The following is a 12,960-nucleotide window of genomic DNA, read 5'->3' as shown; positions in this document are numbered from 1 at the left end:
GGCAACCTCAATGCTTGATCCGGTCCCGCATCGCGTACCACAGCATGCCCAGCACATAGAGCGGCCCACGCAGCGCCGTGCCGCCGGGGAACGGCATGGGCGTGAGCGTCGAGAACAGATCCAGCCGTGAGGCATCGCCGGTGATCGCTTCGGCGAGCAGCTTGCCCGACAGTGTCGACAGGATGACGCCCTTGCCGGAATAGCCATGCGCGAAATAGACCTCGCCATAGTGCCCGACATGCGGCAGCCGCGACGTCGTCACCGAAACCAGGCCGCCCCAGGCATGATCGATGCGGCAACCCCTAAGCTGTGGAAACGTGCCTTCCATATGCGGCCGCACGAAGCCGGCGATGTCGGCCGGCGGCGACGGCGTGTAGCGCTCCCCGCCGCCGAAAAGCAGGCGGCCATCCGCCGACATGCGGTAGTAGTTGACGACGAAGCGTGTGTCGGACACCGCGACATTGGCCGGGATGACATTGCGCTTGCCCTCCAGCGGCTCGGTGGCGACGATGTAGTTGCCGACCGGCATGATGCGGCTGTTGACGCGCGGCTCCAGCCCGTGCAGCAGCGCATCGCCCGCCAGCACGACATGTTTGGCCCGCACCGAACCCTTCGATGTCGAGACGCGGATCGAAGGCTCGCGCTCCAGCTTCACCGCCACCGAATTCTCATGGATGACGACGCCGGCGGCCACGGCCGCGCGGGCAAGGCCGAGCGTGTAGTTCAGTGGGTGCATATGGCCGCCGAGCGGCTCATACATGGCACCGTGATAGGGCGTGTCGACCTTGGCGCGTGCGGCCGTCGCCGACAGGATCTCGACATCGCGAAATTTCATCACGCTCTCGAGGCATTTGGCCTCTTCTTCCAGATCCTTGAGGTCGGAGCCGTTGACCGCGCCGACCAGATGGCCGCTCAGCCTCACGTCGCAATCGATGGCATGGCGCTCGATGATGTCGAGCACCAGGCCGCGCGCCTCGAAGGCGAGGTCGAACAGCACCTTCGCCCGCTCGGGACCGTAGAGCTTGACCAGACCCTTGGCGCCCTTGCGCAGGCCGGGGATCATCTGGCCGCCATTGCGCCCCGAAGCGCCCCAGCCAATCTTGCCGCCTTCGAGCAGCACCACCTTCAAGCCGCGCTCGGCGGCATGCAAGGCGGCGGACAGCCCGGTGCAGCCGCCGCCGACGACGACCAAGTCGGCCTCGACATCACCGGCAAGCGCCGGATGATCAGGCGCCGGATTGGCCGTGGCGACATAGTAGGATTTGCCGATATCGAGACCGGAATTGAAGCCTGTCGAAGATGCCATGATCACACCTTCAGCAGCAGATGATCGCGTTCCCAGCTCGTCACCACGCTCTGGAACAGGTCGAGCTCGACGCTCTTGACGCGCAGATAGGTCTGGAAAAAATCCTCGCCGAGCAGTTTGCGCACCGGGTCGCAAGCCTCGAAACGATCGAGCGCCTCCTCCATGGTCTTCGGCAGCGTGCTCTTGATCTTGTAGGCATTGCCCGACGCCTCGGCCGAGCGCGCCAGCTTCTGCTCGACGCCGAGATAGCCGGCGAGCAGCGAGCCGGCGATCGCCAGATACGGATTGGAATCGGCGCCCGGCAAGCGGTTCTCCACCCGCCGCGCGGCGCGCCCGCCGGCCGGCACGCGCAGGCCGCAGGAGCGATTGTCATGCGACCATTCGATGTTGGCCGGCGCGCTGTGGTTTGGCCTTATGCGGCGGAACGAGTTCACATTGGGCGCGAACAGCGGCATGATTTCGGGGACATATTTCTGCAGGCCGCCGATGAAATGGCCGAACATCTCGGTGTCGGCATCATCCGCGCCGGCAAACAGCGCGTTGCCCGCGTCGTCGACGACGGACATGTGCAGATGCATCGAGCTGCCGGCCTGCGCGGCGATCGGCTTGGCCATGAAGGTCGCATGCATGCCGTATTGCTGCGCGGCCTGGCGCGTCAACCGTTTGAACAAAAGCACCTGGTCGGCCAGCGGCAGCGCGTCGCCATGCAGGAGATTGATCTCCAGCTGCGCCGTGCCCGATTCGTGGATCAGCGTGTCGAGCGGCAGTCCGGCGGCCGCGGCATACTCATAGACGCGCCGGATCACCGGCTCGAACTCCTCGAGCGCCGCCATGTCATAGGGATGCTGCACGGTTTCAGCGCGGCCATTGGCCCCGAACGGCGCGGTCAGGGGTTTGTCCGGATCGGGATTATGCGCGGTCAGATAGAACTCGACCTCCGGCGCCACCACGGCCCGCCAGCCACGCTGGCGGTAGAGATCGAGCACGGCGCGCAGCACGTGGCGCGGCGAGGCCATCCATGGCCTGCCGTCCATGTGGAAGGCGTCGGCGAAGACATAGGCTTTCCCCGCCCCAGCGCCGGGCGCCAGGCACAGCGTCGAGACATCAGGCACCATGCGCATGTCCGGGTCCGAATAGGCAAAACCCTCGTCGATCGAGCCGGAATAGCGGCCGTCGATGCTGACCAGGAAGGCGCTGCTTGGCAGATAGAGCGCGCGGTCTTCCAGCGCCTTGAGGAATTTTGCCGCCGGCAGCGCCTTGCCGCGCAGCACGCCGTTCATGTCGGGCACCAGGCATTCGACCTCGTTGATGCCGTGCTGGCCCAGCCAGGCCTTGGGGTCGTTGCCGCTGGAGAGAGAGGTATTCGTGTTCTTGTCGAGCATTTCGTTCACGTCCGTATCAGGGAGAGTATGGCTTGCGCGGCCACGTCCGTTCCGGGTTTCAGCGCCATCTGGGCTGCATTGTCCCTCAGGCGGGCGCGCATGGCGTTGTCGGCCAGCAGGCCGAGAATGGCTCTCTCCAATACTCCCTCGGTCCAGCCGTCGCGGCCGATATGATCGCCGGTGCCGGTCTCTTCGGCGCGGCGCGCATTGTCGTGTCCGTCCCAGCAATAGGGCATGATCAGCGACGGCACGCCGAAGCGCAGCGCCTCGCAAAAGCTGTTGTTGCCGCCATGGTGGATGAACAGGTCTGACTTCGCCACCACCGAAGGCTGCGGAAACCAGGCGTCGAGATAGACATTGTCAGGCACCGCGCGATAGGCGTCGCGCAGGCCGCCGGCATTAACGATGAAGCGCGCGGGCAGCCTGTCGAAGACGGCGAGCATGCGCTCGATCAGCCCGACATCCATGGCACCGAGGCTGCCGAAGCTGACATAGACCAGCGGTCCGCCATTGCGCGGGAAGACCGGCACCTCGAACGGTCCTTCCGACCGCACACAGCCCTCGAGATAGACGAAGCGGGCCGGATCGAGCGGCTTGGCACGCTCGCGGCGCACGATCGTCGGCGTCAGCAGCAGGTTGAGGTCGGGCGAACTTTCCAGGAACAGGCCCTTCGGCAACGGCGCCAGGCCGGCGTCCACACGAAAACGGTTGAAGCGGTCATGCGCGGGCGCGGAGGCCGAGAGATAGCGGGCCTCGAACGCCGCGCGTTGCGGATCATCGGCGCCGATGCCGGACAGATAGGGTGGCACCTGGGCGTCGGGCAGCTCCGTCTCCGCGCAGGAGACGACGCGCACCCAGGGACAGCCGGCGGCGGCGATCGCAGGGAACATGATGACATTGTCGAGTACCACCGCGTCCGGCTTCAGCCGCGCCAGCAATTGGCGCAGCGGTCCCTCGGCATTGACCGCCGTATCGACGATCGCCTGCCAGGTCGGCGCGACATAGGTTTCGAGCTGGTCGATCGGGCTGAGCCTGAAATGCGGCAGGTGCCGGCGCACGAAGGCCTGCCAGTAGCTCTGGCGCTCGCTGTCGCTCAGCGGCTCGTCGGTCGGCAGCTGGTATTCCTGGAAACCATAGTCGGCAAAGACGCCGGAGAAGCCGGCATGGCAGATGAAGACCGGCCTGGCGCCCTTGGCCCGCAACGCCTGCGCGATGCCGACGCAATTCAGCGCCGCCCCGAAACTGGCTTCGGGAAACAGCGCGATGGTCGGGCTGGCTTTACGCGTCAATTAATCCTCTTCATTCCGGCCGGCTGATCATGCCGAACAGCGCGGGGGCGCCGCGGCTGGCCGCCTGCGGTCGCTGGTTGCGGGAGAGCCGCAGGTGGATGCGAAGCAGATCTGCAGCCACCTCATACTGCCGGCTTTCGAGATGGTCGAGTATGTTCAGGTGTTCCAGCAAGGATTGCCGGAGCCGGAAGACGTTGACGCCGCCGTAGAGGCCCGGCAGCCGGCGCAGCCTGAGGTGATCGGCCAGCGCGTCGGCGACGAAGCGATTGGCGCAGCCCTCGGCGATCATGCCGTGAAAATCTATATCCAGCCGCTGGAACTCGCGCGTGTCGAAGGCGGCATCCGGCAGCGCCGATAGCGCGTCCATGCCTTGGCGCAAGGCCGCCGCCCGCGCGCCGTCCAGCCGGAAGCCCGGCGTCAGGATCGCCACGGGCTCGAGCACCAGGCGGAATTCATAGCTTTCGCCTTGCGCCTCCGGATCGTCGGGCGTGCGGCGGAACAGCCATGACTGTCCGGGCGCCCGGTCCAGCAGATTCTCTTCCGTTAGTTTATTAAGCGCTTTTAGTACCGTCTTCCGCTCGGCATTGTAGCGTCGCATCAACGCTGCGGCGGTCACCGTCTGGTCCAGCCTGCGCGCCGAGCGGTCGCGCAGGATCGCCTCGGCAAGCTCGTCCTCCTCCGCGCTGGGAAGCTCGGTGGCAATAGCCGGCTGCGCGGCGAGGTCGACCGCCAGGTGGTAACCGGTATCGGCCTCCCAGCGCACGACGCCCCGTTCCGCCAACAGGCTGAGTGCTGCCCGCACCGGCGTGCGCGAGACATTGCACAGCGAAGCGATCTGCTGCTCGGGCAGGCGCGCGCCGGGCTCGAAGCCGCGCTGCCGCGCCACATCCAGGATGCGCTGTGCCAGATCGAGATGGTTGGTGCGAGGGCGTCGGGCTGCGGCTTGCATGACTGGTCTCGGCGGACGGATGGGACCTCACTGGTTTGGCCGATCGCCGGGACAAGCGCAATCGGCCAGATTCCTCGGTCGGTTGGCAAATTATGGATTGACGTACTTTTTTCTGCAATAGTACTGTCAGTGCAATCGGCGATAAAAAGACCGAGGGAACAGGATCGAGGGCAGCGGCGTGGGTCGCACCCGGTCCAGCACAGAATTCGACGATCAACCGGAATGGGAGTCTGCCATGACCGCTACCAGCTCGCGGCGCCGTGCGCTCAAGGTTTCTTCAATCGCTGTCGGCCTTGCCCTGGCGCTGTCCGCCGCACCGGCAATGGCCGCCGGCCTCGTCATCTCCAACTGGGACGGCTACATGGCGCCCGATGCCATGGCCTCCTTCAAGACCGCGACCGGCGTCTCCGGCGAGGTCGTGGTGCACGCCACCAATGAAGAGATCATGGGCAAGCTGATCGCCGCCGGCGGCAAGGGCTATGACGTGGTCTTCGTTTCCTCGCCCTTCGCCGAAGTGCTGAACAAGCTTGGCCTGACCGAGCCGATGGACCACGCCAAGATCCCCAACCTCGCCAACCTCTATCCCGAGGCAACGAAACTGCCGCACGATGTCGGCAACACGTTCTCCGTGCCGTACACCTGGGGCACGACGGGCCTCTGCTACCGCTCGGATCTCGTCAAGGCGGCGCCAACGAGTTGGAGCGACCTGCTCGCCCCTTCCGACGAGCTGAAGGGCAAGACCACCATGCTGGCGACCGATCGCTGGCTGCTGGCCGCCGGCCAGCTCGACAAGGGCTTTTCCGTCAACGAGACCGATCCGGCCAAGATGGCCGAGGTCAAGGACCTGCTGATCTCGGCCAAGAAGACCTTGCTCGCCTATGACGACACCACCTTCTATTCGAAGCTGGTTTCCGGCGAGGCGCTGATGGTGCAGGCCTGGGACGGCTGGTGCAATTACGGCATCGCCGAAAAACCCGAGATCAAATACGTCATCCCGAAGGAAGGTTCCGATCTCTGGGTAGACACGATGGTGGTGATGAAGGCTTCCGAGCACAAGGACGACGCCTTCAAGTTCATCAACTTCATGCTCGACGCCAAGAACCACGCCTGGGCGGCGCAAAACATCGACTACAAGGTGCCGAACAAGCCGGCGATGGAAAGCCTGCCGGCCGACTTCCTCGCCAAATTCCCCAACATGGCGATGCCGGTGGCCGATCTCGTCAAGTTCGAGCAGCTGCGTGACGTCGGCGAAGCCCAGCGCGACTATTCCAAGATCGTCAGCGAGATCAAGGCCGCGCAGTAAGCGGCGCGGATATCACGGCCGGCAGCGCTTCGTCTGCCGGCCCTGAGCGGTACCCTGAATTGTCCCAGACCCGACTTCGCTCCTCCTTCCTGATGGCCCCGGCGCTGGTCTGGCTGACCGCGCTGATGGTGGTGCCGTGCGCATTGGTGCTGGCGCTCGCCTTCTTCCGGCGCGGCATCTATGGCGGCATCGACTATACCTTCACGCTGGAGAATTTCGGGCTGGTCTTCGACCCGCTCTATGCCGGCATCTTCCTCAAATCGGCGCGCATCGCCGGCACAGCCACCCTGATCGCGGTGGTGGTCGGCTATGCCGCCGCTTATGCGATCGCTGCCGCGCCGCGCCGGTGGCAGCCGGTGTTCCTGTTCTTCGCCGTGCTGCCGTTCTGGTCCAACTACCTGATCCGCACCTACGCCTGGATCGTGTTGCTCAACCGTGAAGGCCTGATCACGCAACTGCTGCGCTGGTTCGGCTACGCCGGCGAGCCGCCGTCGATGCTCTATACCGAAGGCGCCGTCATTGCCGGCTTGGTCTACAACTATCTGCCCTTCGTCATCCTCGCCTGCTACGCGCCTTTGTCCCGGCTCAACCCGGAGCTTGCCGAAGCCTCGCGCGATCTCGGCGCCTCGGCCGCCACCACCTTTCGCCGTGTCATCCTGCCGCTGACCGTGCCCGGCATAGCCGCCGGCGCCGTCTTCGTCTTCGTGCTGTCGATCGGCAATTTCGTCACCCCGGCGCTGCTCGGCGGCGGCCGTTTCCAGATGATCGGCAATCTGGTCTACGACCAGTTCCTGACCGCCAATGACTGGCCCTTCGGCGCGGCACTCGCCATGGCGCTGATCGCCATCATGCTTCTGGTGCTGATGGCGCAAGCGCTGGCCGCCGACCGCGCCTCGGGGCGGGTGGCCGAGGCCAAAGGTAATGTCGATGGCTGAGCGTTCCCCAGCCACGCGGCGCACGCTCTGGTTCGTGCTTACCCTCGTCTTCGCTTTCCTCTACATCCCGATCGCCGTGCTGGTCGCACTGTCCTTCAACGAAGGCGGGCTGCCGACGGCATGGTCGGGCTTTTCGCTGAAATGGTATGTATCGCTGGCCAACAACTCCGCGATCCTCTCCGCCGCGCTCAACACGCTGATCGTGGCGCTGGTCTCCACCGCCATCGCCACATTGCTCGGCACGCTGCTGGCGATCGGCGTCGAGATGCGCCGGCAATACGGCAGGGGCCTGGAAGCGCTGATCTTCGCGCCGATGATCATTCCCGACATCGTGCTGGCGATCGCGTTGCTGTCGTTCTTTTCCATGCTCAACCTGACCATGGGGCTGCACACCATCATCCTCGCCCATGTCGTCTTCAACCTCGCCTTTGTCTGCTCGGTGGTGCGTGCCCGGCTGAAGAGTTTCGACTGGTCGATCGCCGAGGCCTCCGCCGACCTCGGCGCCTCCGCCATAACCACCTTCCGACGCGTGACCTTGCCGGTCATCCTGCCGGCGGTGATCGCCGGCGCGCTGCTTGCTTTCACGCTTTCGGTCGACGAGTTCATCATCGCCTTCTTCACATCCGGCGCCGGCCGCGCCTCGACCACGCTGCCGATGCAGATCTACGCCATGATCCGTTTCGGCATCACGCCGGAGATCAATGCGCTGGCGACCATCGTCATGGCCGTCTCCATCACCGCGCTCACCCTGTCGCAGCGGCTCAATCGAGGGATTATCGGCCAATGAGCGAACCGCGCACGCTGCTGGCCATCAACCATGTGTCGAAGAAATTCGGCCGGGTCACCGCTGTCGACGGCATCTCGCTCGACATCAGGGAGAACGAGTTCTTCGCGCTGCTTGGGCCCTCCGGCTGCGGCAAGACCACGCTCCTGCGCATGCTGGCCGGCTTCGAGACCCCGACCGACGGACGCATCCTGCTCGACGGCAAGGACATCGCCCGGACGCCGCCCAACAAGCGGCCGGTCAACCTGATGTTCCAGTCCTACGCGCTGTTCCCGCATATGAGCGTGCGCGCCAATGTCTCCTACGGGCTGGAAATGGAGCGCTTGCCGGCTAAGGAAATCCGCTCCCGCGTCGACGCCATCCTGGCGACCACAGAACTGGTCCCGTTCGCCGACCGCAAGCCTGACCAATTGTCCGGCGGCCAGAAGCAGCGCGTCGCGCTCGCCCGCGCCCTGGTCAAGCGGCCGCGCCTGCTGCTGCTCGACGAGCCGCTCGGCGCGCTCGACAAGAAACTGCGCGGCGCCATGCAGCTGGAGCTGAAGCGCCTGCAGCACGAGGTCGGCATCACCTTCGTCATCGTCACCCACGACCAGGAAGAATCGCTGGTCATGGCCGACCGCATGGCGGTGCTGAAAGACGGCAGACTGCTGCAATGCGACACGCCGCACGCGATCTATGAACATCCGGCCGATCGCTTCGTCGCCGACTTCATCGGTGTGATGAATTTCGTGCCCGGCAAGGCCGCCGCCGATGGCGTGCTGGCCGCGAACGGCGCGCGCGTCACGGGCAAGGTCCCCGCCGCACTTTTACCTGGCGCGTCCGCTGTCGCGTCGGTGCGGCCCGAACGCATCCGATTGTTCCCGTCAGCCGAGACCGCCAACCGCGCCACCGGCACGGTCGAGGCGCTGGCCTATCACGGACTCGACCTGCAGCTGCATGTCCGCACGCCCTTGTCGCCAAAACCGTTTCTGGTGCGCGTCACCGCCGACGCCGCCGACCGGCGGCCTGTCGCATCAGGCGACCAGGTCGAACTCGGCTGGGACGCCGCCGATGTCAGAATTTTTGAGGAATAGAGGAGAAGCCTGATGGCGCAGAAGACGATCGCGTTTTTTCCAGAAGCCGCCTACGGCCCGGCGCTCAATTCCGTCGGCATCGCGCAAGCCGTCGAGGCGCGCGGCCACAAGGCTGTGTTCCTGTCGGACCCCGGCTTTGTCGAGGTCTACAGGGGCTACGGTTTCGAGGCGCATCCGGTGAACCTCTCCGAGCCGATGCCGCCAGAGCAGATGGCAAAATTCTGGGAGGATTTCATCAACGGCCACATCCCGAATTTCCGCAAGTCGCCCTACGATCAGGTCGACAATTACGTCAAGGATTGCTGGACCGCGATCGTCGACAGCGCCAAATGGGCGCAGAAGGATCTGCCAGGCGTGCTGGCCGCCATCAAGCCCGACGTGATCTGCGTCGACAACGTCATCCTGTTCCCGGCCATAAAACAATTCGGCAAGCCGTGGGTGCGTGTCATCTCCTGTTCCGAAAACGAGATCGAGGACGAGAATATCCCACCGCATCTCTCCGGCTGCGGCGAGAACGACCATGCCGGACACCAGCGCTACCGCGACCATTTCAACGCGGTGATCAAGCCGATCCATGACGACTTCAACGCCTTTCTCACCGCCAACAACGAAGCGCCCTATCCGGTCGGCCAGTTCTTCGAGGCGTCGCCCTATCTGAACCTGCTGCTCTATCCCGAGGCCGCGAAATTCAAGCGCCGCGATCCGCTCGACCCGGCGAAATTTCAGTATCTCGAAGGCTGCGTGCGGCAGGAGAAGCCTTATGCGGTACCGACCTTCGCGAAGAACAATGATGGCCCGCTGCTCTATGTCTCCTTCGGCAGCCTCGGCGCCGGCGATGTCGACTTGCTGAAGCGTATCATCGCGACGCTGGGCAAGACGCGCTACCGCGCTCTGGTCAATGTCGGCGGCTACAAGGACCAGTACACGGACGTACCCGGCAACGTCATCGTCGAGAGCTGGTTCCCGCAGCCCTCGGTCATCCCGCAGGTCGATGCGGTCATCCACCATGGCGGCAACAACTCGTTCACCGAGTGCCTCTATTTCGGCAAGCCGGCGATCATCATGCCCTATGTCTGGGACGGCCACGACAACGCCACCCGGGTCGAGGAAACCGGCCACGGCTTCGGCATGCCGCGCTACGACTGGAACGATGCCGAGCTGACCGCGAAGATCGAGACCTGCCTGACCGATGCCAGGATGAAGGCTAAGCTGGCGAAGACATCAGCACAGATGCACGCGCAGAATGGCCCGGAAAAGGCGGCTGGGCTGCTGGAGGAACTGCTGTGACCTCTTCCGCCCCACACCTCCATCAGGCCTCCAACCGCACCGATCTCGTCGACTGGGGCGCCCAGCCTGACGTGCTGGAAGGCGCCTCGCATTCCACCGGCAGGCTGGTACACAAGGGCCCGAACAACCAGCCAGAATCCGGCATCTGGGTGTGCACGCCGGGCCGCTGGCGGCTCTCGATCCCGCGCGATGAATTGTGCCATTTCGTCGCCGGCCGTGCGACCTACCGGTCGGATGTCGGTGAAGTGATAGAAGTGTCGGCCGGGACCGTGGTCATGTTCCCCGCCGGCTGGACGGGCGAATGCACCGTGCATGAGACCATGCGCAACATCTACATGCTGGCCTGACACTTCATAGGAGCATGACATGCCGACACCGCATTGGCCGAAGGCCTCGATCGTGGAACTGGAGGATTGGGGGGCGGGCAGCAACACGCTTGCCGGCGCGCCGCGCGCCTCCGGCAAGATCCTGTCGCGGAATCCGGACGGATCGAGCGAATGCGGCTTGTGGTCCTGCACGCCGGGCACCCGCAAGGTCACCTTCGCCGCCGACGAGTTCTGCCACTTCCTGTCGGGTCACGGCAGCTATGTGCACGAGAACGGCGAAGAGATTCCGGTGGAGGCCGGCACGCTCGTGTTCTTCCCCGCTGGCTGGACCGGCATCTCCATCATCACGCAAACGCTGACCAAGGCCTTCATGTGCCGGTGAGCCCATTTCAAGGAATCGATATGACCACTCCCATCATGCAATCCCCCTTGGCCATCACCGACCTCGTCGACTGGGGCATCATCCCGACCATGATCGAGGGGCAATCCCACACCTCGGGTAAATTGCTGCACAAAGGGCCCGAAGGCCGCTCCGAGTGCGGCCTATGGGTCTGCACCCCCGGCAAATGGCACTGCCACGTCACCCGCGACGAGTTCTGCCACTTCCTCGAAGGCCGCTGCACCTATGTGCATGAATCCGGCGAGGTGATCGAAATCGAACCGGACACGGCGGCCTTCTTTCCGCAGGACTGGAAGGGCGTCTGCACCGTCCATGAGACGATCAAGAAGGTCTACATGATCCGCTGAGCCTCGGCCGGGCGAATCCTCAAAACAGGCTCCATGCGTGGAGAAGGACACAAATGCATTTCTCCCCTGACCGGCCGACCTTCTTCGTCAATCCGGACTACCGGCCGATGGCCGGCGCGATAAGACCGGTGGTCGATCCGGCCACGCTTGAAACGGTCGGCGCCATCGCGGCGGCCGGCGACGACGAAATCAACGCCGTGCTGACCGCCGCGACGACAGCGCAGGTCGCCTGGAAGAAGCTCGACGCCAAGAGCCGGGCGAAACACCTCCATGCCGTCGCCAACGCCATTGAGGCGGCGGACTTCACGCGCTGCGCCGAACTGATGGTGCGCGAGATGGGCAAGCCCTATCCCGAAGCCATCGGCGAGATCGCCAATTGCGCGCCGATCTTCCGCTACTATGCCGAGATGGCGCGCGACGATGCCGGCAAGGTCGCCGGCACGACGCAGGCCGGTTCCTTCCAGTATGCGCGCTACGAACCCTATGGCGTCTCTGTCCACATCATGCCCTACAATTTTCCGATCCTGCTGATGTGCTGGACGGTGGCCGCCTCGCTTGCCGCTGGCAATGCCTGCGTCATTAAGCCGGCCGAGGCGACGACGCTGTCGACGCTGGACTACATGGCCGTATTCCGCGCGTTGCCTGAAGGGCTGGTCTCCTGCCTGCCGGGCGGCGCGGCCACCGCGCAGGCGCTGATCACTTCCGAACGCACCCATGCGGTCGCCTTCACCGGCTCGGTCGCCGCCGGCAAGGCGGTGGCGGTGGCTTGCGCCGAGCGCATGAAGCCTTGCATCATCGAGGCCGGCGGCAGCGATCCGCTGATCATCAGCGAACATGCCCCGCTCGAGGTCGCGGCGGCCGGCAGCGTCACCGCCGCCTTCCACCTCACCGGCCAGGTCTGCACCTCGGCCGAGCGCTTCTTCGTCGTCGACGCCGTGCATGACCGCTTTGTCGACCTGTTCGCCGAGAGGACGCGCGCGCTGCGCATCGGTAACGGCATGGACAAGACCGAGATCGGGCCGCTGGTCAGCGAAAGTGCGCGGGCCAAGGTGATGAGGCTGGTCGATGACGCCGTCGCGCACGGAGCGAAAGCCGTCACGGGCGGGCGCGTCCCGCCGGCGCACAACACCGGCTGGTTCTACGAACCGACGATCCTGACCGGCGTCACCCCGGATATGGCGATCGTGCGCGAGGAATGTTTCGGGCCGGTCGCCGCCATCTGCCGGGTGAAGGATTTCGACGAGGCGATCCGGCTCGCCAATGACAGCCCGTTCGGGCTCGGCGCCTCGGTGTTCACGACGGACCTCGCCGAGGCGCATGAGGCGGCCGAGCGGCTCGAAGCCGGCATGGTCTGGGTCAACAACCCGCTGATCGACAATGACGCCTTGCCCTTCGGCGGCTGGAAGGCGTCCGGCCTCGGCCGCGAACTCGGCCGCCAGGGCCTCGACGCCTTCCGCCGTTCCAAGATGGTCATCATCGACCACAAGCCGGCGATCCAGGAATGGTGGTATCCCTACCCGGACAGCTGGTTCCGCGAGACCGGCGGCCGCAAGCATGTGTGAGAAAGGCGACGCGGCAC

The 12,960-nt window shown here is 64.9% G+C and carries 13 protein-coding genes; 9 read left to right on the top strand and 4 right to left on the bottom strand.

What is annotated here, in order from left to right:
* Positions 1-7 precede the first annotated feature (7 nt).
* Genes AC07SZ_RS17520 through AC07SZ_RS17505 form a run of 4 tightly spaced genes read right to left on the bottom strand, consistent with a single transcriptional unit; the run spans position 8 to position 4,926 of the window.
* On the bottom strand, positions 8-1,306 hold the full coding sequence (locus tag AC07SZ_RS17520; protein WP_494915244.1) for an NAD(P)/FAD-dependent oxidoreductase: 1,299 nt from the start codon (positions 1,304-1,306) through the stop codon (positions 8-10).
* Positions 1,307-1,308: 2 nt separating this feature from the next.
* On the bottom strand, positions 1,309-2,688 hold the full coding sequence (locus AC07SZ_RS17515) for a glutamine synthetase family protein (RefSeq protein WP_056576417.1): 1,380 nt from the start codon (positions 2,686-2,688) through the stop codon (positions 1,309-1,311).
* 5 nt (positions 2,689-2,693) lie between these two features.
* Positions 2,694-3,977, bottom strand: a complete 1,284-nt coding sequence (locus AC07SZ_RS17510; RefSeq protein WP_494915243.1) for a glycosyltransferase — start codon at positions 3,975-3,977, stop codon at positions 2,694-2,696.
* Positions 3,978-3,987: 10 nt separating this feature from the next.
* Complete coding sequence (locus AC07SZ_RS17505) at positions 3,988-4,926, bottom strand: GntR family transcriptional regulator (protein ID WP_056574872.1); 939 nt, start codon at positions 4,924-4,926, stop codon at positions 3,988-3,990.
* A 235-nt stretch (positions 4,927-5,161) separates the two neighbouring features.
* Here AC07SZ_RS17505 and AC07SZ_RS17500 point away from each other — a divergent pair, with 235 nt between their 5' ends.
* The 9 genes from AC07SZ_RS17500 to AC07SZ_RS17460 all read left to right on the top strand — a co-directional run bounded on the left by AC07SZ_RS17500 (position 5,162) and on the right by AC07SZ_RS17460 (position 12,943).
* Positions 5,162-6,229, top strand: a complete 1,068-nt coding sequence (locus AC07SZ_RS17500; RefSeq protein WP_494915242.1) for a polyamine ABC transporter substrate-binding protein — start codon at positions 5,162-5,164, stop codon at positions 6,227-6,229.
* Positions 6,230-6,321: 92 nt separating this feature from the next.
* Positions 6,322-7,164, top strand: a complete 843-nt coding sequence (locus AC07SZ_RS17495; protein ID WP_056574866.1) for an ABC transporter permease — start codon at positions 6,322-6,324, stop codon at positions 7,162-7,164.
* Positions 7,157-7,951 carry an ABC transporter permease gene (locus AC07SZ_RS17490; protein ID WP_494915240.1) on the top strand — a complete coding sequence of 265 codons (795 nt, stop codon included), beginning with the start codon at positions 7,157-7,159 and terminating at the stop codon, positions 7,949-7,951. Before AC07SZ_RS17495 ends, AC07SZ_RS17490 begins: the two co-directional genes overlap by 8 nt.
* Positions 7,948-9,021: an ABC transporter ATP-binding protein gene (locus AC07SZ_RS17485; RefSeq protein WP_494915239.1), complete on the top strand. Its 1,074-nt coding sequence runs from the start codon at positions 7,948-7,950 to the stop codon at positions 9,019-9,021. Before AC07SZ_RS17490 ends, AC07SZ_RS17485 begins: the two co-directional genes overlap by 4 nt.
* A 12-nt stretch (positions 9,022-9,033) precedes the next feature.
* Positions 9,034-10,308 carry a glycosyltransferase gene (locus AC07SZ_RS17480; protein WP_494915238.1) on the top strand — a complete coding sequence of 425 codons (1,275 nt, stop codon included), beginning with the start codon at positions 9,034-9,036 and terminating at the stop codon, positions 10,306-10,308.
* Positions 10,305-10,655, top strand: coding sequence for a cupin domain-containing protein (locus AC07SZ_RS17475; RefSeq protein ID WP_056574853.1), 351 nt, complete (start codon positions 10,305-10,307; stop codon positions 10,653-10,655). Before AC07SZ_RS17480 ends, AC07SZ_RS17475 begins: the two co-directional genes overlap by 4 nt.
* 19 nt (positions 10,656-10,674) lie before the next feature.
* Entirely contained in the window at positions 10,675-11,016 is a 342-nt protein-coding gene (locus AC07SZ_RS17470) for a cupin domain-containing protein (RefSeq protein ID WP_172371808.1), read from the top strand.
* Between the two features lie 20 nt (positions 11,017-11,036).
* A complete protein-coding gene (locus AC07SZ_RS17465; RefSeq protein WP_172371807.1) occupies positions 11,037-11,381 on the top strand; it encodes a cupin domain-containing protein in 345 nt (114 codons plus the stop codon).
* A gap of 53 nt (positions 11,382-11,434) precedes the next feature.
* On the top strand, positions 11,435-12,943 hold the full coding sequence (locus AC07SZ_RS17460; protein ID WP_494915236.1) for an aldehyde dehydrogenase family protein: 1,509 nt from the start codon (positions 11,435-11,437) through the stop codon (positions 12,941-12,943).
* The last annotated feature ends 17 nt before the right edge of the window (positions 12,944-12,960 follow it).

The organism is Mesorhizobium sp. GW821-FHT07A06 (assembly GCF_059419085.1).
The sequence above is the reverse complement of the archived record's forward strand: the minus strand, read 5'-3'. Positions and strand labels throughout refer to the sequence as shown.

Excerpts from the sequence above, each read along its gene's own strand:
- AC07SZ_RS17520 (WP_494915244.1), bottom strand. The coding sequence starts at position 1,306 with ATGGCATCTTCGACAGGCTTCAATTCCGGTCTCGATATCGGCAAATCC.
- AC07SZ_RS17515 (WP_056576417.1), bottom strand. The coding sequence starts at position 2,688 with ATGCTCGACAAGAACACGAATACCTCTCTCTCCAGCGGCAACGACCCC.
- AC07SZ_RS17505 (WP_056574872.1), bottom strand. The coding sequence starts at position 4,926 with ATGCAAGCCGCAGCCCGACGCCCTCGCACCAACCATCTCGATCTGGCA.
- AC07SZ_RS17500 (WP_494915242.1), top strand. The coding sequence starts at position 5,162 with ATGACCGCTACCAGCTCGCGGCGCCGTGCGCTCAAGGTTTCTTCAATC.
- AC07SZ_RS17495 (WP_056574866.1), top strand. The coding sequence starts at position 6,322 with ATGGCCCCGGCGCTGGTCTGGCTGACCGCGCTGATGGTGGTGCCGTGC.
- AC07SZ_RS17490 (WP_494915240.1), top strand. The coding sequence starts at position 7,157 with ATGGCTGAGCGTTCCCCAGCCACGCGGCGCACGCTCTGGTTCGTGCTT.
- AC07SZ_RS17485 (WP_494915239.1), top strand. The coding sequence starts at position 7,948 with ATGAGCGAACCGCGCACGCTGCTGGCCATCAACCATGTGTCGAAGAAA.
- AC07SZ_RS17480 (WP_494915238.1), top strand. The coding sequence starts at position 9,034 with ATGGCGCAGAAGACGATCGCGTTTTTTCCAGAAGCCGCCTACGGCCCG.
- AC07SZ_RS17470 (WP_172371808.1), top strand. The coding sequence starts at position 10,675 with ATGCCGACACCGCATTGGCCGAAGGCCTCGATCGTGGAACTGGAGGAT.
- AC07SZ_RS17465 (WP_172371807.1), top strand. The coding sequence starts at position 11,037 with ATGACCACTCCCATCATGCAATCCCCCTTGGCCATCACCGACCTCGTC.
- AC07SZ_RS17460 (WP_494915236.1), top strand. The coding sequence starts at position 11,435 with ATGCATTTCTCCCCTGACCGGCCGACCTTCTTCGTCAATCCGGACTAC.